At 64.1% G+C, this 25,638-nt stretch carries 23 protein-coding genes; 12 read left to right on the top strand and 11 right to left on the bottom strand.

The window, feature by feature from the left end; all coding sequences use genetic code 11:
* Positions 1-19: 19 nt before the first annotated feature.
* From ACE10X_RS13600 to ACE10X_RS13610, 3 genes are all read left to right on the top strand, one after another.
* Positions 20-697 carry a cysteine hydrolase family protein gene (locus ACE10X_RS13600; RefSeq protein WP_038388104.1) on the top strand — a complete coding sequence of 226 codons (678 nt, stop codon included), beginning with the start codon at positions 20-22 and terminating at the stop codon, positions 695-697.
* Positions 698-801: 104 nt separating this feature from the next.
* A complete protein-coding gene (locus ACE10X_RS13605; protein WP_038388105.1) occupies positions 802-1,413 on the top strand; it encodes a TIGR00730 family Rossman fold protein in 612 nt (203 codons plus the stop codon).
* Positions 1,414-1,622: 209 nt separating this feature from the next.
* Positions 1,623-2,972 carry an IS701 family transposase gene (locus ACE10X_RS13610; protein ID WP_304556539.1) on the top strand — a complete coding sequence of 450 codons (1,350 nt, stop codon included), beginning with the start codon at positions 1,623-1,625 and terminating at the stop codon, positions 2,970-2,972.
* A gap of 36 nt (positions 2,973-3,008) precedes the next feature.
* Here the strand turns inward: ACE10X_RS13610 and ACE10X_RS13615 are convergent, their stop codons facing one another.
* From ACE10X_RS13615 to ACE10X_RS13630, 4 genes are all read right to left on the bottom strand, one after another.
* The gene (locus ACE10X_RS13615) at positions 3,009-3,833 is read right to left on the bottom strand and encodes a carbohydrate ABC transporter permease (protein ID WP_038383999.1); all 825 of its coding nucleotides are present in this window, start codon (positions 3,831-3,833) and stop codon (positions 3,009-3,011) included.
* Positions 3,830-4,681, bottom strand: a complete 852-nt coding sequence (locus ACE10X_RS13620; RefSeq protein WP_229159989.1) for a carbohydrate ABC transporter permease — start codon at positions 4,679-4,681, stop codon at positions 3,830-3,832. Before ACE10X_RS13620 ends, ACE10X_RS13615 begins: the two co-directional genes overlap by 4 nt.
* A gap of 164 nt (positions 4,682-4,845) precedes the next feature.
* On the bottom strand, positions 4,846-6,168 hold the full coding sequence (locus ACE10X_RS13625; RefSeq protein ID WP_028339434.1) for a sugar ABC transporter substrate-binding protein: 1,323 nt from the start codon (positions 6,166-6,168) through the stop codon (positions 4,846-4,848).
* Positions 6,169-6,283: 115 nt separating this feature from the next.
* A complete protein-coding gene (locus ACE10X_RS13630) occupies positions 6,284-7,138 on the bottom strand; it encodes a VOC family protein (RefSeq protein ID WP_038383997.1) in 855 nt (284 codons plus the stop codon).
* 77 nt (positions 7,139-7,215) lie between these two features.
* Between ACE10X_RS13630 and ACE10X_RS13635 the strand changes: the two genes are divergently transcribed.
* From ACE10X_RS13635 to ACE10X_RS13645, 3 genes are all read left to right on the top strand, one after another.
* Positions 7,216-8,583, top strand: coding sequence for an NAD(P)/FAD-dependent oxidoreductase (locus ACE10X_RS13635; protein WP_375764578.1), 1,368 nt, complete (start codon positions 7,216-7,218; stop codon positions 8,581-8,583).
* 229 nt (positions 8,584-8,812) lie between these two features.
* Entirely contained in the window at positions 8,813-10,000 is a 1,188-nt protein-coding gene (locus ACE10X_RS13640; protein ID WP_038383995.1) for a 6-phosphofructokinase, read from the top strand.
* Positions 10,001-10,143: 143 nt separating this feature from the next.
* On the top strand, positions 10,144-11,361 hold the full coding sequence (locus tag ACE10X_RS13645; RefSeq protein WP_375764266.1) for a fructose-1,6-bisphosphatase: 1,218 nt from the start codon (positions 10,144-10,146) through the stop codon (positions 11,359-11,361).
* Positions 11,362-11,377: 16 nt separating this feature from the next.
* On the opposite strand, the gene ACE10X_RS13650 is transcribed toward ACE10X_RS13645, so the two are convergent.
* The 4 genes from ACE10X_RS13650 to ACE10X_RS13665 form a co-directional block, all read right to left on the bottom strand.
* Positions 11,378-13,003: an ABC transporter ATP-binding protein gene (locus ACE10X_RS13650; protein ID WP_038383994.1), complete on the bottom strand. Its 1,626-nt coding sequence runs from the start codon at positions 13,001-13,003 to the stop codon at positions 11,378-11,380.
* Positions 13,000-13,830, bottom strand: a complete 831-nt coding sequence (locus ACE10X_RS13655; RefSeq protein ID WP_016843116.1) for an ABC transporter permease — start codon at positions 13,828-13,830, stop codon at positions 13,000-13,002. Before ACE10X_RS13655 ends, ACE10X_RS13650 begins: the two co-directional genes overlap by 4 nt.
* 2 nt (positions 13,831-13,832) lie before the next feature.
* A complete protein-coding gene (locus tag ACE10X_RS13660) occupies positions 13,833-14,810 on the bottom strand; it encodes an ABC transporter permease (RefSeq protein WP_038383993.1) in 978 nt (325 codons plus the stop codon).
* Positions 14,811-15,028: 218 nt separating this feature from the next.
* A complete protein-coding gene (locus tag ACE10X_RS13665) occupies positions 15,029-16,642 on the bottom strand; it encodes an ABC transporter substrate-binding protein (protein WP_038383992.1) in 1,614 nt (537 codons plus the stop codon).
* A 433-nt stretch (positions 16,643-17,075) separates the two neighbouring features.
* On the opposite strand from ACE10X_RS13665, the gene ACE10X_RS13670 reads away from it, so the two are divergent.
* Positions 17,076-17,375 (top strand): HU family DNA-binding protein, encoded by a 300-nt coding sequence (locus ACE10X_RS13670; RefSeq protein WP_021077434.1) that lies wholly within the window; start codon positions 17,076-17,078, stop codon positions 17,373-17,375.
* 164 nt (positions 17,376-17,539) lie between these two features.
* Here ACE10X_RS13670 and ACE10X_RS13675 read toward each other — a convergent pair whose 3' ends face one another.
* Complete coding sequence (locus ACE10X_RS13675; RefSeq protein WP_038384007.1) at positions 17,540-18,319, bottom strand: SDR family oxidoreductase; 780 nt, start codon at positions 18,317-18,319, stop codon at positions 17,540-17,542.
* Positions 18,320-18,484: 165 nt separating this feature from the next.
* Here ACE10X_RS13675 and ACE10X_RS13680 point away from each other — a divergent pair, with 165 nt between their 5' ends.
* Positions 18,485-19,438 carry a sulfonate ABC transporter substrate-binding protein gene (locus ACE10X_RS13680; RefSeq protein ID WP_063709665.1) on the top strand — a complete coding sequence of 318 codons (954 nt, stop codon included), beginning with the start codon at positions 18,485-18,487 and terminating at the stop codon, positions 19,436-19,438.
* A gap of 56 nt (positions 19,439-19,494) precedes the next feature.
* Here the strand turns inward: ACE10X_RS13680 and ACE10X_RS13685 are convergent, their stop codons facing one another.
* Positions 19,495-19,764, bottom strand: coding sequence for a hypothetical protein (locus ACE10X_RS13685; RefSeq protein ID WP_038383990.1), 270 nt, complete (start codon positions 19,762-19,764; stop codon positions 19,495-19,497).
* Positions 19,765-20,102: 338 nt separating this feature from the next.
* The gene (locus ACE10X_RS13690) at positions 20,103-21,089 is read right to left on the bottom strand and encodes an ABC transporter substrate-binding protein (RefSeq protein ID WP_085970574.1); all 987 of its coding nucleotides are present in this window, start codon (positions 21,087-21,089) and stop codon (positions 20,103-20,105) included.
* A 472-nt stretch (positions 21,090-21,561) separates the two neighbouring features.
* On the opposite strand from ACE10X_RS13690, the gene ACE10X_RS13695 reads away from it, so the two are divergent.
* The 4 genes from ACE10X_RS13695 to ACE10X_RS13710 are packed head-to-tail and all read left to right on the top strand — an operon-like array spanning position 21,562 to position 25,607.
* A complete protein-coding gene (locus ACE10X_RS13695) occupies positions 21,562-22,656 on the top strand; it encodes an ABC transporter substrate-binding protein (protein WP_038384005.1) in 1,095 nt (364 codons plus the stop codon).
* Positions 22,634-23,650 carry an ABC transporter permease gene (locus ACE10X_RS13700; protein WP_038383988.1) on the top strand — a complete coding sequence of 339 codons (1,017 nt, stop codon included), beginning with the start codon at positions 22,634-22,636 and terminating at the stop codon, positions 23,648-23,650. Before ACE10X_RS13695 ends, ACE10X_RS13700 begins: the two co-directional genes overlap by 23 nt.
* Positions 23,644-24,441 (top strand): ABC transporter ATP-binding protein, encoded by a 798-nt coding sequence (locus ACE10X_RS13705; protein ID WP_038383987.1) that lies wholly within the window; start codon positions 23,644-23,646, stop codon positions 24,439-24,441. The genes ACE10X_RS13700 and ACE10X_RS13705 overlap by 7 nt, the downstream gene beginning before the upstream one ends.
* Positions 24,435-25,607 carry an acyl-CoA dehydrogenase family protein gene (locus ACE10X_RS13710; RefSeq protein WP_038383986.1) on the top strand — a complete coding sequence of 391 codons (1,173 nt, stop codon included), beginning with the start codon at positions 24,435-24,437 and terminating at the stop codon, positions 25,605-25,607. Before ACE10X_RS13705 ends, ACE10X_RS13710 begins: the two co-directional genes overlap by 7 nt.
* The last annotated feature ends 31 nt before the right edge of the window (positions 25,608-25,638 follow it).

The following is a 25,638-nucleotide window of genomic DNA, read 5'->3' on the forward strand; positions in this document are numbered from 1 at the left end:
CGCATTCGGGGCGTGCGTCATGGCGAATTCAAGCGGGACGATCGCGGCGGAGCCGGCGCCGATCACGCTCGACTGGAGCAGGACCGCGCTCGTCATCATCGACATGCAGCGCGACTTCATGGAGCGAGGGGGCTTCGGCGAGACGCTCGGCAATGACGTCAGCCAGCTTGCCCGCGCGGTGAAGCCGATTGCCGCAGTGCTCGCGGCCGTGCGCGACGCCGGGCTGCTCGTGGTCCATACCCGGGAGGGCCATCTGCCCGATCTTTCCGACGCGCCGCCTGCAAAGGTCGAGCGGGGCGCGCCTCGCTTGCGGATCGGCGATCCCGGACCGATGGGACGAATCCTGATCCGCGGCGAGGCGGGGCACGACATCATTCCCGAGCTCTATCCGCAGGGCAGCGAGATCGTGATCGACAAGCCCGGCAAGGGCGCGTTCTACGCCACCGAATTCGGCGACATCCTGCAGAAATACGGCATCGAGAATCTGCTGGTCTGCGGCGTCACCACCGAGGTCTGCGTCAACACCACGGTGCGCGAGGCCAACGACCGCGGCTACCGCTGCGTCGTGATCTCAGACGGCTGCGCGTCCTACTTCCCGGAATTCCACGAGATGGGCCTGAAGATGATCAAGGCCCAGGGCGGCATCTTCGGTTGGGTCACCGATTCAGCCGCGGTGCTGGAGGCGCTCGCTGGCTAGAGGGCGAGAGGACGCGTCAGGGATATCGCCTTTGTGACGCAAAGCGGACTCTGGCGAGCACAACAAGCTTGACGCTATGGCCGTGCATCGCGTTTATCCTCCACATGAGCACGATCAAAGCAGTCTGCGTCTATTGCGGCTCCTCGCCCGGTCACGACGTTGCCTACGTCGAGGCAGGCGAACGATTGGGACACGCTCTTGCCGCATCGGGATTAACGCTGATCTACGGCGGCGGAACCCATGGTGTGATGGGCGCGGTCGCTCGCGGCACACTGAACAACGGCGGCAAGGTCGGCGCGATCATCCCGAGATTTCTCACGAACTGGGAAACGACGACTGATGCGCTCAAGATGTTCGAAGACTTGACGATCACAGACACCATGCACGAGCGCAAACACAGAATGTTCGAGCGTTCTGATGCCTTCGTGGCACTTCCGGGTGGCATCGGCACCGTCGAAGAAATCGTGGAAATCATGACTTGGGCCCAGCTTGGGCAGCACCGTAAGCCGATGGTCTTGGTGAACATCAAAGGTTTTTGGGCGCCGATGATGGCAATGCTGGACCACATACGCAGCGCAGGTTTCCTTCATAGGGACCACCTGCTTCAACCCATTATCGTTGATCGTGCCGAGGACGTAATCCCCGCGATTGTCGCGGCCGCTCCTAAAGATAGCGCGTCCGAAGTCGGTGGTTCGTCGATCATCGACAAGATGTAGATTTCAGTGTCCTCAGACGTAATGGGGCCGGGTGCCATCGGCTTCTGCTATTGGCCTCGGCCGACATGATCGAGCGCGTGTCGTTTGTCCGCTTCTGACGGTAATGCAGGCGTCATTCGGCGGGCGGATTTACGAGTACGCGCTCTAGCACTACTTTGGCAGATTGTTGGATTTCGGCTTTTTATTAGGATTCCCGAATCAATTTTTCAATGATTCATGGGTGGTCGGCTCTTGGAGGGCTGACCATGGCGGAATGGGAAGACGAACTCGAACGCTGGCTGATGCCGTTCTTGGACCGGTTGGGTCATAAGACGCGGCAGCGGATGTGTCCCCTGTACGTTGCGGGATTGATCGGTCCTGGCGATCGCAAGAGCATTCAGCCGATGGCAGAACGCCTCGCAACCGGCAACTACGATCAGCTGCACCATTTCATTGCCGATGGTGTCTGGGACGCGTCAGCGCTGGAATCTGAGTTGCTCAACCAGGCCGACCGGCTTGTCGGCGGCAACGATGCGGTGCTGGTTATTGATGACACCGCGATCCCGAAGAAGGGTGAACGTTCGGTTGGTGTTGCAGCTCAATATGCATCGGCTCTCGGCAAAACGGCAAATTGCCAAACGCTGGTGTCTTTGACGCTTGCGCGAGGTGAAGTGCCGGTGATGGTCGCGTTGCGTCTTTTTCTACCCGACAGTTGGACGAGCGACCTGTCTCGTCTAAAGCGCGCTCGCGTGCCGGTCGAACACCGAACGGCACGGTCCAAGCCGGAAATTGCTTTGGCCGAGATTGACCGCGCGATGGCAGCCAACGTGCGCTTTGGATGTGTGCTGGCGGATGCAGGATACGGGCTCAGCGCGCCGTTTCGACAAGGGCTAACGGCACGCGGGCTGGCCTGGGCCGTCGGCATCCCTCGGCATCTCAAGGTGTATCCGGTCAATGTGAAGCTCATTTGGCCGATTACCAAAGTCCGCGGGAAACCACGAAAGCACCACGTACCAGATATCTTATCGATTGCGGCAGAACACATGCTGGCCAGCGCCAAATGGAAAACCGTGAGTTGGCGCAGCGGGACGAAAGGTCGGCTGAAAGCCCGATTTGCTGCTCTCCGTGTCCGCACCGCCGACGGCCCTCCGCAGCGGATTTGGGACAAGGGTCAGCAGCATCTCCCAGGCGACGAGGCCTGGCTCATTGGCGAGCAACGAGCCTCGGGGGAGAAGAAATACTATCTCGCCAATCTCCCTGCGGCGACGGATCTGCGCACACTGGCCGCCACTATCAAGGCAAGATGGGTTTGTGAGCAGGCGCATCAGCAGTTGAAGGAGGAGCTTGGACTTGATCACTTCGAAGGGCGATCATGGCAGGGTCTTCATCGCCACGCCCTGATGACAATGATTGCCTACGCCTTCCTGCAACATCGCCGCCTCGCATACGCGGGGCGGAAAAAAAAGAATCAACGGGCCTCCGCCTCAGCCAACCATGCCCGCCGTGCGTCACGCCATCGTCGATCTCATCCTTCGGCCACCGTCTCAACGGTGTCCATACTGCCGAAAACAAATCCTTGAAAAACACCGGCGCAAACAGATTCTGCCAAAGTAGTGCTAGCCGCCTTTCACCGCGCCCGCCGTCAACCCCGCCACGATCTGCCGCTGCGCCATCACGGTGAGCAGCAGCACCGGCGCGGTCACGATCAGCGCGGCGGCGGCGAGCGGGCCCCAGCTCAGCTGGTCGAACGAGATCATGTTGTAGACCGCGACCGGCAGCGTGCGGGTCTCGCGCCCGGCCAGCACGATGCCGAACACGAAATTGTTCCAGGAGAAGATCACCGCGAGGATGAAGGCGACGGCGAGCCCGGGCTTGGCGATCGGCAGCGCGACATGGCGGAACACCTGCCAGCGCGTCGCGCCGTCGATCAGCGCGGCTTCCTCGAGCTCCAGCGGCGTGGTCTCGAAATAGCCGATCATGATCCAGATCACGATCGGCACCGTGACGACGAGATGGATGATGATCTGCGGCACCAGCGTGCCGAGCAGGCCGAGCCACTGGAACAGCAGGAAGAGCGGGATCAGGTATGACAGGCCGGGCGTGATGCGCGCGATCAGGATCACGATCGCCGATTTGTGCGCGGCCATCCGCGCGATGCCGTAGCCCGCGGGCACGCCGACCAGCATCGCAAGCCCCGTGGCGCAGCCGGTGACCACAAGGCTGTTGCTGAAATAGGTCAGGAAGCGGTTGGAGGCGAACACGTCGGCATAGTTCTTCCAGGCGATATGCTCCGGAAAGAACACCGGCGGATAGGAGGCGTTGTCGATCTCGAATTTCAGCGACAGCGACGCCATCCAGAGGAAGAACAGGATCGCCGGCGAGACGATGACGAACACCGACAGCCAAAGCCCGATCCGCCCGAGAATCTGGCGCGGGTTCATGCCTCGCCCCCGAGCTCGGATGTCCACAGCAGGCGCTTGCGCAAGTAAAGCAGCAGTGCCGCCAGCGCCACGATCAGGAGGAAGAACACCACTGCGATCGCCGAGCCGTAGCCGAGGTCGTAATAGACGAAGGCGACGCTGTAGAGATAGACGTTGATGGTCTCCGACGCCGAGCCCGGCCCTCCTTGCGTGATCGCGAAGATGATGTCGAAGCTTTTCACCGCGTCGATCATGCGGATCATGCCGGCGATGAACAGGAACGGCATGATCAGGGGCAACGTGATGAAGCGGAACACCTGCCAGAAATTGGCACCGTCGATCTGCGCGCTCTCATAGGGTTCGGTCGGGATCGCGGCGAGGCCGCCGAGCACGATCAGCATCACCAGCGGCGTCCATTGCCAGGTCTCGACCAGCACCAGCGACGGGATCACCGTCGCGGGGTTGAACACCCAGAGCTGCGGCGGCAGCCCGACAAGCGACAGCAGATAGTTCAAGACGCCGAGCTGCGGGTGGAACATCATGGTCCACACCAGCGCGATCGCCACGGGTGTGGCCATCATCGGCATGATGAAGATGCCGCGCAGGAAGCCGCGCGCGGCGAATTTCTGATGGAACACCACCGCAGCCAGCGTGCCGAACACCAGCGGCAGCACGACCGACAGCGCGGTGTAGGACAGCGTGTGCCCGACCGCCTCGACGAAGCGCGGATCGGTCGGCAGCCGCAAATAGTTGGCGAGGCCGACGAAGACGGTCGGCGAGCCGACCTTCCATTCCTGCAGGCTCATCCAGATCGTGAACACCCACGGAAAGATGATCACCGCCAGCACCACGACCAGCGCCGGGATCACGAACGGCCAATAGGACGGCGGACGCCATTCACGCGCCGGGCCGGCCTCTCCAGAGCCTGCGGCTCTGGACTCTTGCTTTGACGCGCTTTCTTCACGCGAACCGGTACCCACTTCGCTTGAAAACGCTTTGCTGGCCGCCGCCGGCTCAGTCTGTGTCACCACGCTCACGCTTTTTCGCTACGCTCCAGGATGGGGCGGAATTGCTCGTGCGCCTTTTTCAGCTCGGTGGCGGGATCGGCGCCCGACAGCGTTGCGGTCAGCGCCGCACCGACGATGTCGCGGAATTCGGCGACCGGGATGATGACGGGCAGGCCGAGCTTCGAGATCTTGGCGGAATCAACCACCGACTGCAGCCATTCCTTGGTCTTCACGCCCTTGGCGACCTCGGCATCGTCGACGATGGAGTTGCGGAACGGCACGCCGCCGCCGGCCTGCAGCAGGCGCGCGCCCTGTCCGCGCGAGACCACCCATTGGCAGAGCAGATAGGCCGCTTCCTTGTTCTTGCTCGCGGCGGCGATACCGACGCCGTCGCCATAGGTCGAGGAGAACTTGCCCTTGGGACCGGCGGGCACCAGCGTGTAGCCGACCTTGCCGACGACGCGCGAGGCGGCGGGATCTTCCAGCGGCGGCGCCCAGCCGTCGGCGTCGATCCACATCGCCGACCTGCCTTGCGTGAAGGACGCCATCGACTCCATCCAGTTGAAGCCGGCGACGCCGGGAGGCGCGCATTTCGTCAGCAGCCGCTGATAGAGTTTGGTGGCCTCGATCGCCTCGGGGCCGTCGGTCAGGATGTTGCCCTTGGCATCGAGGAATTCGCCGCCATAGTTCAGATAGAAGTTGGTCCACATCGCCATGTTGGCGTTGCGCAGGCCGCGGCCGACAAAGCCGTAGATGCCTTCCTTCGGATCGGTCAGCTTCTCGGCCGCGATTGCCATCTCCTCCAGCGTCTTCGGGACCTCGACGCCCTTCTTCTGGAACAGCTCCTTGTTGTAGTAGAGGATGAAATAGTCGACCGACCACGGCAGCGACAGCATCTGGCCCTTGTCGTTGCGCGCATATTGCAGCCCGGCCGCCGAGAAATCGCTCTCGACGAGGTCCGGCGGCGTCATGCTCGGATCCTTGAGGTAGCCCGACATGTCGGCGAGCCAGCCGGCCTTCTCGAACTGCCGCTTCTGCACGTGATAGCTGAGATGCACGACGTCGAAGCTCGGCTTGCCCGAGGACAGCTCGATTACGCATTTCTGGCGCTGCTGCTGCTCGGGAATCTGCTCCGACTCGACCTTGATGCCGGTGAGCTCGGTAAATTCCTTGATGTATTTCTGCAGATTGTCGCCGCGCGGCCCCTTGGCGAGGATCACCTCGAGCGTGGTGCCGGAATATTTCTTCCAGTTGATGTCGGCGCGGGCCGGAAATCCGGTCAATCCAACCGCGCCGGCGGCAGCGGTGCCGGCCAGCATCTGCCGGCGCGAGATCAGGTGATGCGACATGTTTCTCTCCCTGGACGGTTCTTGTTTGGGAGAGATACTAGCGCCTCAACTTTCTGTGCCTAGTCCCACATGCGCGGCGCCGTTGCATAACGCTGCGCCGCGCATGGTATGGCAGCTATGCCTTGACGAAAGCGAGCAGGGTGCCGTTGCCGGAAGCCGGCGGCACGGTGATGCTGTTGCCGCTCTTCACGCCGGCTGAGCCCAGCGCTTTCTCGGTCGCGGCAAGGTCGGCCGCGATCACGAGGCCGGCGCCGCCGCGGTCGGACAGGCCATCCAGCGATACGCCGGGATAACGTTTGCCGAGCTGATCCCTGGTCAGGAACACGAAGTCGGCGCGGTCGCCGCCGGACGGCACCGCAACGGCACCGTCGGCGTCGTTCCTGACGGCGACGTCGATCATCTTGGAGAGATGCGCGGCATCGGCTGCGGGATCGGGCGAGACGATCAGCACCTGCTTGAGGCGTTTTGCCCCATTGGCGTGCGTCATCAATTCGGGAAGCCACACCGTCTCGCGGGTCTTGTGCTGGCAGGCGAAGATGCGGACGCCGCCGGGCGCCTCCGCGGTCGGCCACTGGAAGGTGCGGAATTTCGCCGCGGAGACCGTGCCATCAGGCAAGGTCACCGGGCGTTCGAAATCGGTCGGCCCGATCGGCGCATAGCCGCGCGCGCGGATCTCCTCGGCACCAGCAGCGGAATCCACCGCGGTGAACGCAATGCGTTCGATGCCTTCGCCGCGCTTCTCGAGGAAGGCGCGCGCCGGAGCGTTGTGTTCGGTCGGCGTCAGCACGCCGAGCAATTCCATGTAGTCGGGGTCGAACATGATGGTGTAATTGCCCGATCCCATATGCGCGCTGTGGGTGCCGCGCGGCGACACGGTGAAGCCGAGCCGCTTGTAGTTCTCGGCGGCCTTGTCGAGGTCCTTCACCATGACCACGGCGTGATCGATTCCGATGACGTTCTTGAGTGCCACTTGTTGTCTTCCCGGCTGGAATAGGAGAGTAGAGTTAGCTAACCAGAATGACCGGGCGCCCGCAAGAAAGGATCATGATGAACAGCAATGCCGTGCGCTGGCCCAATTCGCTCTGGGCGGCAGTGACGCCCTCCGGCCCTGATTGCCCCGAGCTGACCGGCGCGCAGCAGGCCGATGTCGTGATCATCGGCGGCGGCTTCACGGGTCTATCGACCGCACTGCATCTGCGCGAGGCCAATGTCGACGTCGCGATCGTCGAGGCCGCCGAACCGGGCTGGGGCGCCTCGGGGCGCAACAACGGCCAGGTGATCCCGACGCTGTCGCGTCCCGATCCCGACGACATCATCGCGAGACACGGCGCGGCCGGCGAGCGCTTCGTCGCGATGCTGCGCGACAGTGCCGCTGATCTGTTCGACGTCGTCAAACGCTACAGCATCGAGGCCGAGCAGGAGCAGGCCGGCTGGGTGCAGCCGGTGCACTCGCCGGGCCGTATCAAGATCGCGGAGCGGCGGGTGCAGCAATGGTCGAAATTCGGTGCGCCGGTCGAATTGCTATCGCGCGATCAGACCAGCGACATGCTCGGCTCGGATGCCTGGTACGGCGGCTTCTGGAACAGGACCGGCGGTCACGTCAATCCGCTGGCGCTGGCGCGCGGCCTTGCGCGCACCGTGCTCGGCCTCGGTGCGCGGATCTATGCCTGCTCGCCGGCACTCAGTTTCGAGCGCCGCGGCGATCGCTGGGTGGTGAAGACGGAGAAAGGTGAAATCTCCGGCCGCGCGCTGGTGGTCGCCACCAATGCCTATAGCGGCGAATTCGCGAAATCGCTGGTGCCGGAGATCGCAACCGAGGTGATGCCGGTGCTGTCGTGGCAGATGGCGACGCAGCCGCTGTCGGACAATGTCCGCAAGACCATCATTCCCGGCCGGCAGGCGATGTCGGACACCCATGGCGAACTGTATTTCGCGCGTTACGACGCCCGCAATCGCCTCGTCACCGGTGGTGCCGTGCTCGGCCCCGGCGACAAGACCGGGCGGCTGAAGGCACGGGTGACCGAGCGGTTGCAGCGCCTGTGGCCGCAGATCGGCGACGTCTCCTTCGACTATGTCTGGAACGGCTATGTCGGGATGACCGCGGATTTCCTGCCGCGCATGCACCGGCTGGGTCCTAACGCCTATGGCTGGACCGGCTGCAATGGCCGCGCGGTCGCGTTGACGATTCCGCTCGGCCGCGAATTGGCACGCGCGGTCCAGGGCGTCCCGGAAAGCGAGCTGGCGCTGCCGTTCTCCGAGCCGGTGCAGTACATGGCGCATGGCGTGCTCCGCAAGCTCGCGCCCTGGATGCTGGTGCTCTACCGGCGCCGCGACGCGCAGGAGCTGGTCAAGGGCGATCGTTTCGAGTTGCTGCGATGGGCGGAGTATTTCCTCGCCTCGCGCCGTTCACGGTAAGCGCGGAGCAACGTCGCGCCACGCACGCGAGATAAAGGGCATGGAGGGCAAGCCGCCCGAGGTGGGGATTGGTCGGAGAACGTTGCCTGAAGAGTGGGGGCCCAAGGAGGGCCCATGCAGGTTCGGCCGGGTGCCGCGATCACGAGGATTCCGCCGTTGGCGGATAGCGTTGTGGAAACCCCGACGCGACGCAGGCGTTATTGCCAGATAGCAACCCTGGGAGGTGGGCATGGCGAGGAAGCGCATTGGTATTCTCACGGGAGGCGGTGACGTCCCCGGCCTTAACGCGGTGATCAAGAGCGTGACCTATCGCGGCAGCGAGGACGACATCGAGGTTGTCGGTCTCCGCCGAGGCTGGGAGGCCCTCACGTACCTGAACCTCGACGACCCGTCGAGCAAGTCCCATTACATCATCCCGCTGAACCGCGAAAACACGCGCGTCATCGACCGGCGCGGCGGCACCGTGCTGCACTCGAGCCGCACCAATCCCTCTAAGATGAAGAAGTTGCCCGATCATCTCGCGGGCCGCGACTTTCCGGTTTCCCGGAGCACCAAGGGTGGCATCGCAACCACGACGTGGGACCTCACCGACGAGGTGCTCGCGAACCTCGCGGGGCTCGGTATCGAACATCTGATCGCCATCGGCGGCGACGATACTCTCAGCTACGCGGACAAGCTCAACAGGCGAGGCGTCAAGATCATTGCCATCCCGAAGACGATGGACAACGACGTGCGCAACACCGAATACTGCATCGGCTTCTCGACCGCGATCACCCGTGCCAGCGATGCCATCCAGCGCCAGCGCACCACCGTCGGCTCGCACGAGCGAATCGGCATTTTCCGCGTCTTTGGTCGCGATGCCGGCTTTACGGCACTCTATACCGCATACGCAACCTCGATCCGATGCGCCATACCGGAGTACAAGGTCAATCTCGACAAGCTGATCCAGCTTCTCCTCGATGACAAGCACGGCAACCCAAGCAACTACGCGCTGATCGTGCTCAGCGAGGGCGCCGAGTGGGAGGGCTACAAGGTGCAGGAATTCGGCGAGCCTGATGCCTACGGTCACCGCAGGAAGGCGAGCGTGGCCGAAGCGTTCGCGGACGAGATCAAGCGGCGCACCGGCGAGGAGACCATCGTCTCTGACCTCACCTACGACCTGCGGTCAGGCGATCCGGACTTCATCGACAAGCTTGTGGCGCTGACGTTCGGCAACATGGCTTACGATGCGATCCTGGAAGGCAAAACCGGCCTGATGTCGGCGCTGGTCGAGGGCCGCTACGACCTCGTGCCGATCCCCGACGCCAAGCTCGGGCCACGCAAATTGGACGTCGCAAGCGCGTACAACACCGAGCGCTACCGTCCTCTCTATTCCAACAAGCGGGGCCTGCCGATCTTTCTCAACCGCGCTTCATAGGGCGGGTGGTAATCCCATCGAGCATCACGAGTTATTCCAGATGCGTCGATCGCCCGTATCGACACGCGGTGACGGAGGGGCCATAGTTCCGCAAGAAATTTGCGCAGGGAACCTGTCGCACCACACGACGTTCTTTTTCGCAAATGAGCGCGCCGTCGCCCCCGGCGCAGCGAGCGCCGAGGCGAAGGCGCTGCGCTGCGGTCGGAGGGATGCTCATGAAACTCACCATTTCGGTCATCAAGGCTGACATTGGCTCCGTTGGGGGCCACACGAAACCATCTGCGCGCATGATGGTGGCTGTCGAAGGGGAGGTCGCGAAAGCGATCGACAACGGTCTCCTGATCGACGGGTTCGTGCGCCATACCGGCGACGATATTGCGATCATCATGACGCACACGCGGGGCGAAGGGAGCTCCGAAGTCCACCAATTCGCCTGGAAGACGTTTCTCGCGGCCACTGCGGTTGCGAAGACCTCCGGGCTCTACGGCGCCGGCCAGGATCTTCTCGTCGACGCCCCGTCCGGAAACGTTCGCGGCGCGGGCCCGGCCGTCGCCGAACTCAGCTTCGACCACAGCCTCTCGGGCGCGAGACCCGCGGAGTCCTTCATGGTGTTCGCCGCAGACAAATGCGGCCCCGGCGCCTACAACCTGCCGCTCTATCTGGCTTTTGCCGATCCCATGTATTGCGCCGGGCTGATGCTGCCCCCGATGATCAAGGGTTTCCGTTTCCATATCATCGATATGGACAACACGGCCGGCGACAGCGTGATCGAACTCGATGCGCCCGCGGACGGCTACCACATTGCGGCGCTGCTTCGCGACAACGAGCGCTTCGGTATTGATCGCATCGTCTCGAAAACCTATGGCGAGGTCGCCGTCGCCGTTTCGGCGCAGCGCCTTCACTCCATCGCAGGCAAGTACACCGGCAAGGATGATCCGGTCGCGGTCGTCAGGAACCAGGGCATTTTCGCGGCGCCCGAAGAAATCATCTCGCCCTTCGCCAAGGCGCACTTCGTGGGCGGCGATGCGCGCGGCTCGCATGTGATGCCGCTCATGCCGGTGCCGCTCAACACCCCGGTGACGGGGATGTACTGCCTGCCGATCGTGTCCTGCGTCGGCTTCTCGATCGACCGGGACGGGAAGTTCGCGGAGTCCTATACCGATTTCTTTGACAACCTTGCGTGGGACGAGGTCCGCCAGCGCGCGCAGCGCAAGGCGATCGAGATGCGCAGCCAGGGCTGGTCCGGCGCCGCGATGCTGCCCTATTCGGAGCTCGAATATGGCGGCTTCCGCGACACGGTATCCGGATTGCTGAAGCGCTTCCGGCTGCGCGAGGAGCCCAAGCCACAAGCGGCGGAGTAGGGCCGCGCGTGCCCGGCTACACGGTTGCGGTGCCGTGCTCGCGCGCGAACGCGCCGCCGGGGATCGCTGACAGCAGCGCCTGCGTATAGGGATGCTGCGGCTTGCCGAACACCTCGGCGGTCAGCCCTTGCTCGACCACGGCGCCGTCCTTCATCACGGCGACGAGATCGCAGATCTGGGCGGCGACGCGCAGATCGTGGGTGATGAAGATGATGGAGAGGCCAAGCTGCTGGCGCAGCCCGGCGAGCAGCTTCAAGACCTGCGCCTGCACCGAGACGTCGAGCGCCGAGACCGGCTCGTCGGCCACCAGCACATCCGGCTTCAGCGCCAGTGCGCGGGCAAGCCCGATGCGCTGCCGCTGGCCGCCGGAGAATTCGTGCGGGTAGCGATCGCCGGCGGACGGATCGAGGCCGACCAGCTCGAACAGCTTTCGCGCTTCCGCAATCGCGGTGGCGCGGTCGGTGCCGTGCACGATCGGTCCCTGCGCCACCAGCTCGGCCGCCTTGCGGCGCGGATTGAGCGAGGCGAACGGATCCTGGAACACCATCTGGATGTGGCGGGTCTCGCGCCTGATATCGTCGCGGCCGAGCTTTGCCCAGTCCTTGCCGTCGAGCACGATCGACCCGGTGTCGGGATCGATCAGCCGCACGATGCAGCGCGCGAGCGTCGATTTGCCCGAACCGGATTCGCCGACGATGCCGAGCGTCGCGCCGCGCGGCAGGTGCAGCGAGACGTTCTTGACGGCTTCCGTGATCCGCGCGCCGCGGCCGAGGAAGCCGCCGGTGCGGTAGGTCTTGGAGACGCCGTCGATGGTCAGGATGTCCTTGCCGGACAGGATGCGCGGCGGCGGCGCCTTCAGCGGGGGTACGGCCGCAATCAGCTGCTTCGTGTAGGCATGCTGCGGATCGTTCAGCACCTTGTCGGCCGCGCCTTGCTCGACGATCGCGCCGTGCTGCATCACCACGACGCGGTCGGCGATTTCGGCGACGACGCCGAAATCATGGGTGATGAACAGCACCGCGGTCTTCTTGCGCTGCTGCAAATCGCGGATCAGCTTCAGGATCTGGGCTTGCGTCGTGACGTCGAGCGCGGTGGTCGGCTCGTCCGCGATCAAAAGCTTTGGGTCGAGCGCCAGCGCCATTGCGATCATCGCGCGCTGGCGCTGGCCGCCGGACAGCTCGTGCGGATAGGCCTTTGCGGCCGCCCTGGGGTCGGGGATGCGGACGTCCTCGAGCAGCGCCAGCACCCGCGCATTGATCCCGGACTTCGACAGGCCGGTGTGGATCGCAAACATCTCGCCGATCTGGTCGCCGATGGTGCGCAGCGGATTGAGCGCGGTCATCGGCTCCTGGAAAATCATCGCAATCCCGGCGCCGCGCACATCGCGCATTTCGGCGCTGTCGGCGGCACAGAGGTCGCGGCCGTCGAACATCATCCGGCCCCGTTCGATCGTCACCTCGTTCGGCAGCAGCCGCATGATGGCGTTCGCCATCATCGACTTGCCGGAGCCGGACTCGCCGACCACGCAAAGAATTTCGTTGGAGGCGATCGACAGCGAGACATCGGACAGCGCATGCGGCCGGTCGGCGCCCTTGGGCAGGCGCACCGTCAGGGCGTCGAGGGAAAGGACGCTCTCGCTCATCGGCTCTTCAGCCTCGGATTGAGCGCGTCGTTGAGGCCCTGGCCGACCAGCGACACCGCGAGCACGGTGACGAGGATCGCAATGCCGGGGATCGCCGAGACGTACCACTGCACCCGGAGCACGTCGCGGCCGAGCCCGATCAGATTGCCCCAGGAGGCGACGTTGGGATCGGACAGCCTCAGGAAGGCGAGCGCGCTTTCCAGCAGGATCGCGACCGCCATCACCACGCTGGCATAGACGATCACGGGCGGCAGCGCGTTGGGCAGGATCTCGCCGAGGATCAGCTGGACGTCCTTCATGCCGAGCGTCTTGCCGGCCTGTACGAATTCGCGGTTGCGCAGCGACAGGAACTCGGCGCGGGTCAGCCGCGCCGGCGCCGGCCACGACACTACTCCAACTGCAATGGTCACCGTGGTCAGGGTCGAGCCGAACACCGCGACCAGCACCAGCAGCAGCACGAAGTTCGGCAGCGTCTGAAACGCCTCGGTGATCCGCATCAGCACATTGTCGACCCAGCCGCCGTAATAGCCGGCGAAGGCGCCGACCAGGATGCCGATCAGGATCGCGATCACGGTGGCGACGCCGCCGATCAGCAGCGAGATTCGCGCGCCGTAGAAGATCTGGGCGGCGATGTCGCGTCCGGAATTGTCGGTGCCGAGCAAAAAGCGCGGGTTGGAGAACGGCCAGATCAGCGGCCGGCCGGCAAGGGCGAGCGGATCGCGCGGATAGAGGAGACCCGCGCTGATTGCCATCGCGATGACAAGCAGCAGCAGGATCAGGCCGATCACCGCGGCCGGGCTGCGGAAGTAGCGTTTCACGGCATCCATCGTCAGCCCTCCGCCGCGATGCGCGGATCGAGCCGCGCGTAGAGCAGGTCGACGACGAAGTTCACCGATATGACGAGCAGCGCGGACACGAAGACGATGCCGAGCAGCGTGTTGAGGTCGCGCTGCACGACGGATTCATAAGCAAGGCGGCCGAGGCCGGGCAGCGAGAACACGCTCTCCACCACGACCGAGCCGCCGAGCATGGTGCCGGCCTGCAATCCGATCAGCGTCACCATCGGCAGCAGCGCGTTGCGCAGCACATGGCGGGTGATGACGTGGGTCTCGTCCAGCCCCTTGGCGCGGGCGGTGCGGACGAAATCGAGGTTCAAGACCTCCAGCATCGAGGCGCGCATGATGCGCAAATAGATCGCGAGGAAGATCAGCCCGAGCGTCAGCGTCGGCAGCACCAGGTGCGCGGCGATATCGAGCACGCGCCAGATTCCGGTCTGGACGTTGCCGATATCCTCGAAGCCGCCCGGCGGCAGCCACTGCAGATAGACCGAGAACACCACGATTGCCATCAGCCCGAACCAGAACGAGGGCGTGGCGTAGAAGATCAGGCCGAGCGTGGAGATCATCGTGTCCGGCCAGCGGTTGACGCCACGCGCGGCGATCACGCCGAACACGAGGCCAAAGAAGAACGCGAATGACAGCGACGCCGTCATCAGCAGGATGGTCGGCGGCAGCCGTTCCAGGATCACGGTCGCCACCGGCTTGCCGTAGATCGAGGAGAAGCCGAGGTCGAGCCGGACCAGATGCCACAGATAGTTCCCGAGCTGCGCCGGAACCGAGAGGTTCAGCCCGTAGAATTTGCGCAGCGCCTCGGCGGTCGCGGCGTCGCCACCGCCCATCTGCGCCATCAGCGCATCGACGGTGTCGCCCGGCGCGAGCTGCAGCAGCAGGAACACGCCGATCAGGATCAGGAACAGGGTCGGGATCGAGGCGGCGAGCCGCCGCCCCGCAAGGCTCAGGATACGCATGCGTTATTGTGGCTGATAAGGAGTTGGAGCGCGACGACTTTCGTCGTGCCATTTCGATCTATTCGTCAAGCCACTGATTTCAACGGGCCAGTCCGCGCCGGCCAATTCCTCATCCTGAGGAGCTTGCGGAGCAAGCGTCTCGAAGGATGAGGCCTCCACCGGGGCCTCATGGTTCGAGACGCGCTTCGCGCTCCTCACCATGAGGGGTGAGCCACGCCTCACGCACTCAGCCAAAGATCGTGCCAGCTCGTCGAGCCCCAGCGCGGCGTGTTGGAGTGGTTGCGCGCCTTGGCCGTGATCACGGTGACGAAGATCTGCTCGATCGGCATCCAGACCGGCAGCTCGGTGTTCACCTCCTTGACGAAATCGGCATAGAGCGCCTTGCGCTTGGCCGGATCGACTTCGGTGGCGGCATCGTCGATGGTCTTGTCGACGGTCTTGTCCTCCCAGCCCCATTGGTTGGTCCATGGCGCGCCCTTGGGCTGGCCGGAGCGGTACCATACCGTGGTCGAGACTGCCGGGTCGTTGCGATACTGGTGCCAGCCGGTCGCGAGATCGAAGGCGTGCTCGTCATAGACCTGCTTGAGGAAGCCGCCGCCGTCGTTGCGCACGATGTCGACCTGGATGCCGACTTCGCCCAGCGACTGCTGGATGAAGGTCGACCACAGCGAGATGTCCTCGCCCCACGGCGCCGGCAGCAGTTTGAGCGCGAAGCGGTTGCCGCCGGAGGCCTTGAAACCGGCCTCGTCGAGCAGCGCGATGGCCTTGGCCTTGTCATAAGGATATTGCGGCGTGTTCGGCCCGGGATAGAAGTCGGTCGAGGTCGACGGGATCGGGCCGGTGCCGAGCTTGGCGAAATCGCCCAGGAAATTCTCGATGAAGAAAGGCACGTTGATCGCGTGCGCGATGGCACGGCGGACGCGGATGTCAGACAGCTCCTTGCGGCGGAAGTTGAATTCGATGGTGTTGGTGCGGGCGTTGCCCTCATTGCCCTTGGTCGAGACGATGAAGCGCTTGTCCTTGCCGAGCCGCGCCATGTCCGAAATCGTCAGGCCCGAGAACGGGCTGTAGTGCAGCTCGCCGGCCTCCATCTGCGCGGCCGCTGCGGCGCGGTCGGTGATCACCTTCCAGACGATGCGGTCGAGATAGGGCGCGTTCGGCCGCCAGTAGTCCGGGTTGCGGTCGGCGATGATGTATTGCCCGCGCTCATATTTGACGAATTTGAACGGGCCGGTGCCGACCGGCGCCAGATTGGTCGGGTTCTGCCTGATGTCGCCGCTCTCATAGAGATGCTTGGCGGAGACATAGCCGAGGTCGGGCAGGGCCCGCAGCAGCAGGTTCAGCGGCATCGGCCGCTCGTAGCGGAAGATCGCGGTCTGCGGATCGGGCGTATCGACCGATGTGAGGAACAGCTGCAGCGTCGATCCGTAGTTGAGGATCTTCTTCCACATGTTCATCGCGGTGAAGGCGACGTCCTCCGAGGTGAACGGCTTGCCGTCGTGCCAGGTGACGCCCTTGCGCAGCTTGAAGGTGACGGTCTTGCCGTCCGGCGTCGCCTCCCAGCTCTCGGCGAGCACGCCGACCGGCTGGCCGTTGGCATCGAGGTCGACCAGATTCTCCTGGATCTTGCCGCCGATGATGTAGACGCCGGTCGAGGCCTGGATGCTGGGGTTGAGCTGGCGCTGCTCGGCGCCGTAATGGACGTTGAACACGCCGCCCTTGCGCGGGGTTTCCTGCGCGAATGCCCGCATCGGATTGATGACATTGGCCGCAATCGCGGCCGAGGTCAGAAGGGCCGTGCGGCGGTTGATCTCGAGGCGGCTCAAATCCATACGCGGGTCTCCAGCACATACATAAAGGCTGCATCCGGCGGCCAGCCGATCGGTCGTGGCCACGCTTCGCCGATGTTACCTTGGATTGGGAACCCGAGTCATTTTCTAATGCCTCGGCCTTTTGGAGGATCGTTTCCAAAACCTGAAGTGGCGTGCCGCAGCGTCTCGCAACCCGGATTGCGCGCAGCATTGTCGCACTTGGGCCGCGCGGGATGCGCCTGGTGATTCTCTCGAGGGGGCGTTTTCGGGAGCGCCGAAGCCGCGCAAACCCTGTAAATTTAGGGGTCGGAAGCGCCTTGACTGGAAAAAACACTGGAAAAACCCCTGATTCGGGGGCTGTCCACAGCGATATTGTGGTGGGGAGTGCAGAAAACACTGTTTTTCTCGGCGTTTTCCGCCATATCGTGCCCACTCCAGAATCAATGGAGCAACCATGGCTACCCAACTGTCGAAGTCGCAAGTGATCGAGAAGATCGCGACCACCACCGAACTCTCCAAGCGCGACGTCAAGAACGTTTTGGACTCGCTCGTCGATGTCGGCCACAAGGAGCTGAAGAAGGCCGGGGTGTTCCTCGTCCCCGGCTTCGCGAAGTTCGTTGTGGTCAAGAAGCCGGCGACCAAGGCGCGCAAGGGCACCAACCCCTTCACCGGCGAAGAGATGATGTTCAAGGCCAAGCCGGCCCGGAAGATCGTCCGCGCACGGCCGGTCAAGGCCGCCAAGGACGCGGTTTAAGACGAGAAGGCCTCCGGTGACGGAGGCCTTTTGCTTTTGAGCCGTCGCTTCCTGCCGTTGGTTGCCAGCCCGCGTTTTCCAGCGAGTGGACACCGGTTCGCGTGAAGAAAATGCGCCAAAGCAGAATCTGGAGCCCTGGTTCTGGTTGAACCAGGACCGGGGCTCTAGACTACCGACGACCGGCCACCATCGACATTGATGGCGGTGCCGGTGATGTAGGAGCCTTGCTCCGAGGCCAGGAAGCAGGCGAGGTTGGCGAACTCCTCCGCCGTGCCGATGCGGCCGAGCGGCGTACCCTTGGCAAGGCCCTTGGCGAATTCCCCGAAATCCGTGTTCGGCGCCTGGGCAGCATGCCGCTTGACCCATTGATCGCTCATGATCAGGCCGACCAAGAGCGCATTCACCAGGATGTTGTGCTCGCCGCCTTCATTGGCCATGACCTTGGTCAGCGCCATGCCGGCCGCGCGCGACACCGAGGTCGGCGCGGAATTGCCGGCCGGCGCCTTGGCAAAGGTGTTGAGCACGTTGATGATGCGGCCCCATCTGCGCTGCTTCATGCCCGGCCACACCAGCCGGCTGAAGCGGATCGCGGCGAACAGTTTCAGGTCGAGGTCCTCCTGCCAGGCCTCGTCGCTGATGCTCTCGAACGCCAGCGTGCGCGCGGTGCCGGCGTTGTTGACGAGCACGTCGATCTTGCCGAGATCGGCAACGATCTGGTCGTGGGCCTTGGTGATATCGGCGGCCTTCGCGACGTCGCAGACGTAATCGCGCACCGCAAGGCCGTCCCTGGCGAGCGCTTCGCGCGCCGCTGTGAGATCGGCGGCGCCGCGGGCGAGGATCGCGACGTTGGCACCGGATTCGGCAAACCGCCGCGCCACCGCGATGCCGATGCCCTTGCTGCCGCCGGTGACCACCGCGACGCGGTCCTTCATTGATAGTTGCATGCTGCTCTCCCTGTTGTCGTTGCGGACGGCGTCAAAGAAATTCTGCCGCACCGATGCTGCGTGAAAGGCTTGAACCGGAAATCGCCCATCTTTGAAATTGCTGCGATCAGCAAAATCAAACACGCTTGCCCTCTCCAATACTGTCTTTCGAGGGGGAAAGCGAGCATGCGAAACTGGCTGGGTCGAAGTCTTGCGCTGGCGATGGCTGGCTTGCTTCTGGGCTGGAGCGCGCTTCCGTCCGCGCAGGCGAGAGACAAGGTATTTCGCATCGCGTTCCAGAAGGGCGGCGGCAATCTGATCTTCCTCAAGGAGCGCGGTATCCTTGAGCAGAAGCTGGCGCCGCTGGGCTGGACGGTGAGCTGGAACGAATTTCAGGCCGGCCCGCAGCTGCTCGAATCCCTGAATATCGGCGCGGCCGACTTCGGTCCGGTGGGCGAGGCGCCGCCGATCTTCGCGCAGGCCGCCGGCGCCAACATCGTCTATGCCGGCTACGAGCCTGCGTCGCCGCGAAACGAGGCGATCATCGTCCCGAAGGACAGCCCGATCAAGACGATTCCCGATCTGCGAAAGAAGCGCGTCGCGTCGAACAAGGGATCGAACGTCAATTATTTCCTGGTGCGCGCGCTGGAGGCCAACGGTTTGACCTATCAGGATATCGAGCCGGTCTACCTTGCCCCGGCGGACGCGCGCGCGGCGTTCGAACGCGGCGCGGTGGACGCCTGGGTGATCTGGGATCCCTACTATGCCGCGGCGGAAATCGGCCTCGGCGCGCGCAGCATTGCGGACGCGAGCGGCCTTGCAGCCAATGTTTCCTTCTACATCGCATCGCGGCCGATCGCGGAAGAGAATCCGAAGGTGCTGACGACCGTGCTGACGGCGATCGACGAGATCGATCTATGGATCAGGGACAATCGCAAGCAGTACGCGGCCGAACTCAGTCCGAAGATCGGTCTGCCCGCCGAGATCATCGAGCGCTCGGTCAATCGCGCCGAGCTCGGCGCCCGGCGTGTGGACGCTTCGGTGCTTGCGGAGCAGCAGAAGATTGCCGATGTCTTCACCCGCCTCAAGCTGATCCCGAAGCCGATCAACGTATTCGATGCCGAATGGAAGACGGAGTGAGCCGGCGGCACTCTCAATAAGTCAAGCCCGAGCGCGCTCCCCAGCAATGGCGTTTGCTAGGAAGCGCTGGTCTCATCGGGCAACTCGGCGACCAGGAAGCGATCAGAGCCGTCGGCAAATTCGTCGGCGACGTCGCGATACAGCATGGCTTCCTCGGGGGTGGCCGCCCGGATACCGGTGGGCTCGCACGCCTGCGATGGCTCGCGGTGTCGACGATGAAACGCCTCGAAGGCCGCGGCGAGCCATGGCGTCCGCAGCAATTGCCGGGCCTGCGCAAGGCTCGCAGCCTCAAACGCGAACGCCGCATGCTGGCGGGTCTCGATCACAAAAACCGTTCGTTGCCTGATTGCCATTATGCGTATCGGGAGCTCTAGAGCGAAAGCATCACCAGCAGCGTCATGCAGGCAAGATGCGCTGCGACGATCAGTGCGAGATGGAGCGGACCGGACATCGGAGGTCTCCATTGTGGTGAGCGGCTTGATACTCGTTAGGTGGGCACCGCCGTCTGTCTTCCTCCCCCTGAAAGGGGGAGGGCGGGGTGGGGGTTGCTCTCCACGGACGCCGGAGTCTGCGGAGGCAGGATCCCCGCCCGGTTTGCTGCCCAAACCGACCTCCCCTTTTCAAGGGGAGGTGAGGAAAGAGCATGCCCGGTTCACGCGCGCCGCTAGTTCAAGCTCGCGCTTGCCGTAAAGCTGCGATCGACGGCCTTGCCGAGGTCGAGTGTCTTGCCGAGAATGCCGTAGCGCGTGGCGCGATCGGAGGCGGCCTGCACCTCCTTCACCACGGCCTCGTCGATCGCGATCGGGCTCGTCTTCTGCGCGGTGTAGGCGGCGAGCAGCACGTCTTCCGGCAGCTTGGTCAGCTCGGCTGTGTTTTTGGCATACTCGGCGAGATGGTCGAGCGACCATAGCCGCGCCTTGTTGAGCCGCTGCACCAGGTCCTGCACCGCCGCGCGCTTGGTCGCGATGGCGTTGTCGGAGGCGACGATGAAGGTGATGGTCGGCGTCAGCCCTTCGCCGTCGGCGACGACGCGCGCGTTGTCCTTCAACGTGGCGTAGGAAATGTAAGGCTCCCACACTGCCCAGGCGTCGATCGAGCCGGCCAGCAGCGCGATCTTGGCGTCGACCGGGCCGAGCGGGGCGAAGGTCGCATCCTCGATCCTGCTGCCGGCCTTCTCCAGCGTCGCGTTGATCAGGAACTGCCCCCAGCCGCCCCGCGTGCCGGCAAGGCGCTTGCCCTTCAAATCGGCCGCCGTCTTGATCGGCGAATCCCCGCGCACCAGGATCGCTTGCGTCCGCGCATCGGAGCGCGTGCCGCCGATTGCCTTGATCGGCGCGCCCGACGCATAGACCGTGAGGAAGGACAGGTCGCCGGTGTAGCCGACGTCGAGCGCGCCGGCATTGATCGCCTCCAGGATCGGCGCTGCGGCCGGGAATTCCGACCACTCGATCTTGTAGGGCAGATCCTTGGCGAGGCCGGAAATTTCCAGCAGCGAGCGGTTGCCGCCCTTCTGGTCGCCGACGCGCAGCACGATCGCGTCAGCCGCGAGTGCCGCAGCCGACGTCGACAGCGTGATCACGGCTGTGATCAGCGCGGCCGCCGTGCGGCGGGTGAAAGTATAGGGGGAACCCGAACGGGTCAGTTTGCGCATTTGAAGTTTCTTTCTGATTCATTCGCCGCTACGCGGAACGCGCGGCAGCGTTCGGTCAAGTCTATGAGCAAGCCGTTCGCCGTCAACGAAACGGAAATCTGAATTCGCCGGCTGCGCTGCAAGGATGATCTCGTCAGGCATGCCGTGCGTAGAAGACATCGCGCATGCGACCGCAAAACGCTCAAATTTGATGCAGTCGCGGTGATCGCGCCGCATCTCCGTGTGGGGACGATCGTGAAAATCCTTTCATCGCCGCGCGATGCGATCGTGGAGAGTTCGGCTGTGGCGTCGACAACATTCGAAATTCCATTTCATTGACGATGAACTTGTCGCGCCGCATCATTTGCACGTTGCTTTGAGTGCAATCGCGCCGGAGAAATCCGCTTTTTCTAAAACCATGAGCTTCGAACGACGGGGCGCGCAGACACGCTTTGCGCGCGGGGCGGAGCCTTGCCGAAATGCAGGAGTGATGATGTCGAGAGATAACAAGAAGACGGTGATGGATCGCCGCACATTGCTGCGTGCCGGCGCCGCCGCGGCCTTTGCCGCGCCGATCGGCGCCTACAGCGCGCAGGCCTTCGCACCACGGGCGATCACGCCGGCGATCGACTTCTCCGAATTCCCGATCTGCAAGACCGCGTCCGATGCGCCGGCTTTGACCGGCGCGCCGCGCAAGCTGAAGCTGTCCTGGAACGCCGGCGCGGTCTGCCTTGCGCCGCTGCCGGTCGCGATCGACCACGGCTTCTTCCAGAAGCAGAATCTCGACGTCGAGCTGGTCAACTATTCGGGCTCGACCGACCAGCTGCTGGAGGCGATCGCCACTGGCAAGAGCGACGCCGGTCTCGGCATGGCGCTGCGCTGGCTGAAGCCGCTGGAGCAGGGCTTTGACGTCAAGATCGCCGCCGGCACCCATGGCGGCTGCATGCGCGTCTTGACCCGCACCAATTCCGGTATAGGCAAGCTCGGCGATCTCAAGGGCAAGATCGTCGCGGTCGGCGATCTCGCCGGTCCCGACAAGAATTTCTTCTCGATCCAGCTCGCCAAGCTCGGCATCGACCCGATCAAGGACGTCGACTGGCGCGCCTATCCCGGCAATCTGCTCAACGTCGCGGTCGAGAAGGGCGAGGTGCAGGCCTTCCTGTCGTCGGACCCGCTGGCCTATCTCTGGCTGAAGGATGCGCAATACAAGGAGGTCGCCTCCAACCTCGACGGCGAATATCGCGACAAGAGCTGCTGCATCGTCGGCCTGCGCGGCAGCCTGGTGCGTGAGGAGCCGCAAGTCGCGCGCGCCATCACCCAGGCGCTGCTCGACGCCGCGATGTTCACCTCGCAGAACCCGGACAAGGCGGCGAAATCGTTCCAGCCCTATGCGCCGAAGGCGGCGAGCCTCGCCGATCTCGAGGCAATGGCACGCTACCACACCCATCACCATCATCCGACCGGCGAGGTGCTCAAGCGCGAGCTGAAGGGCTACGCCGACGACCTCAAGTCGGTGCAGGTGTTCAAGCAGAGCACCGACACGGCCAAATTCGCGGAGCGGATCTATGTCGACGTATTCAGTGTCTGACACGACGGCCGCGCCCGCGCCGCGGGCAGCGGTCACGTTCTCGAACCTCTCCGGCAGTTACGGTGTCGGCCTTGCGGCGAGCCTCGTCTGGCTCGCCTTTGGCCTCTCATGCCTTTATTGGCCCGATGTCGGCGACTGGTCGCGGACCGGATCGCTCGGCATCGGCGCGATCGTCATCGCCGCCTTCATCCTGTTCGGCACGGTCAGCGCGGATTATCTCGGCGGCGCCGGTCAGGCGTTGCGCAAACGCGCGCCGTGGCTGGTGGCGTTCGGCGCCTTCGTCACGCTGTGGGAGGTCGCCACCGCAAAGTTCGCCTGGCTGCCGCTGCCGTTCTTCCCGCCGCCGCAGTCGATCCTCGAAGTCTATACCGACGATCTGCCAAAGCTGCTCGACAGCGTGTTCGCCTCGATCAAGCTGCAGCTCGGCGGCTACATCATCGGCGCAACCGTCGGATTTATCACCGGTGTCTCGATCGGCTGGTCGCAGAAGATCGGTTATTGGGTGCATCCGGTGCTGCGCTTCATCGGTCCGCTGCCGGCCACCGCCTGGCTGCCGATCGCCTTCTTCACCTTCCCGTCGAGCTGGAGCGCCTCGACCTTCCTGATCGCGCTCGCCACCGGGTTTCCGGTGACGGTGCTGACCTGGTCGGGCGTGGCGAGCGTCAGCAGCGCCTATTACGACGTCGCGCGCACGCTCGGCGCGAAGCCATCGTTCCTGGTGTTGAAGGTCGCGATCCCCGCCGCGCTGCCGCATGTGTTCGTCGGCCTGTTCATGGGACTCGGCTCGTCCTTTGCGGTGCTCGTCGTCGCCGAGATGATCGGCGTCAAGGCCGGGCTCGGCTGGTACCTGCAATGGGCGCAGGGCTGGGCGGCCTATGCCAACATGTATGCGGCGCTGATCGTGATGTCGCTGCTCTGCTCCGGCGCGATCACGCTCTTGTTCCGCACCCGCGACCGCCTGCTGGTCTGGCAGAAGGGCGTCGTCAAATGGTAGTGCAGTCCGCCGCCGAGGCGATCACCTATCCTGCGGTCGGCGCCGAGCTCGATATCGAAGGCGTCAGCCACGCCTTTGATATCGATGGCGCCACGCTGCCGGTGCTCGACAATGTCAATCTCTCGATCGCGCCGGGCGAGTTCGTGGCGCTGCTCGGCCCGTCCGGCTGCGGCAAGTCGACCCTGCTGCGGCTGGTCGCGGGGCTGGAAAAGCCCTGGTCCGGCTCGCTGCGCGAGGATGAAGTGCGGATCGCCGGCCCGCATCCGTCGCGGGTTGTCGTGTTCCAGGATCCGACGCTGTTTCCGTGGCGTACGGTGTGGGACAATGTCGCGCTTGGCCTCGAAGCGCAGGGCATTTTGAAGGCGCAGCGCCACCGTGTCGATGATGTCATCGAGCTGGTCGGCCTGTCCTCGTTCCGAAACGCCTATCCGCACCAGCTGTCCGGCGGCATGGCGCAGCGCGTAGCGCTGGCGCGCGCGCTGGTCAATGATCCGAAGATCCTCGTGCTCGACGAGCCGCTCGGCAAGCTCGACTCGCTGACGCGGATCGCGATGCAGTCCGAGCTGGTGGCGCTGTGGCAGCGCAAGGGCTTTACCACGCTGCTCGTTACTCATGACGTCGAGGAGGCGCTGGTGCTGGCCAACCGCGTCATCGTGCTGTCCGATCGGCCGGCGCGGATCAAGGCTGACATCGCCGTCGCCCGGCCGTATCCGCGGCATCGCGGCGATCCTTATCTCGCCGAGCTGCGCAAGCAGATCCTCGGCCTGCTCGGACTGGAGGCGACATGGTGACGACAGCGGCGAGGGAGCTGCCGCAGACGAACGAGCCGGAGCACATCGCGCGCGCGTTGCAGCTCGCCGAGGTGTTTGCGGCGCGCGCACCCGCGCATGATCGCGATGCCAGCTTTCCGTTCGAGAACTTCGCTGATCTGTCGCGCGAAGGTCTGCTGGCGCTGACCGTGCCGGCAGCGCTCGGCGGCGGCGGAGCAGGCGCCCGCGACGCCACGCGCGTGCTCGGCATCATCGGCAAGGCCGATCCGTCGACCGCGCTGGTGCTGTCGATGCATTACATCCAGCATCTGGTGATGGCGCGCAGCACGCGTTGGCCGGCACGTCTTTCGCGCAAGCTCGCCAAGGAAACGGTCGAGGGCGTGGCGCTGATCAACGCATTGCGCGTCGAGCCCGAGCTCGGCTCGCCCGCGCGCGGCGGTCTTCCGGCGACGACGGCGCGCCGCACCGAGACCGGCTGGCGGCTGACCGGCAAGAAGATCTATTCGACCGGTGCACCGATCCTGAAGTGGTATTCGGTCTGGGCGAAAACCGACGAGCCGGAGACCCGTGTCGGCTTGTTTCTGGTTCCGGCTGGTCTGCCGGGAACGCGGATCGAGGAGACCTGGGATCACCTCGGCCTGCGCGCCAGCGGCAGCCACACCGTGATCTTCGACGACGTGGTGTTTCCGCTGGATTACGAGATCGACGTCCGCAGGCCCGACGACTGGAAGGTTCCTGACGTCACCCAGGCGACCGTGCATGCGATCTTCGTCGCAGCGATCTATGACGGCATTGCCCGCGCCGCCCGCGACTGGCTGGTCAAATTCCTGAAGGAGCGGGTACCCGCCAATCTCGGCGCGCCGCTCGCGACCTTGCCGCGGATGCAGGAGGTCGTCGGCGCGATCGAGGCGCAGCTCGCGGTCAATGCCCGCCTGATCGACAGCTTCGCCGCCGATTTCGATAACGGCTTCCAGCTGTCCACGATCGAGTCTAACATCATCAAGCTGACGGTGACCAATAACGCCGCGGCAGTGGTGGAGGATGCCTTGTCGCTGACCAGCAATCACGGCCTGTCGCGAACCAATCCGCTGGAGCGGCATTACCGCGACGTGCTGTGCGGTCGCGTTCATACCCCGCAAGACGATGCCACCCGTGTCTCCGCCGGACGCTCCGCGCTGGGCGTCTGAAAAACAATAGCCAACAACAACGGAGTTCCCG

This window comes from Bradyrhizobium sp. Pha-3 (assembly GCF_042258325.1).
GTDB lineage: Bacteria > Pseudomonadota > Alphaproteobacteria > Rhizobiales > Xanthobacteraceae > Bradyrhizobium > Bradyrhizobium elkanii.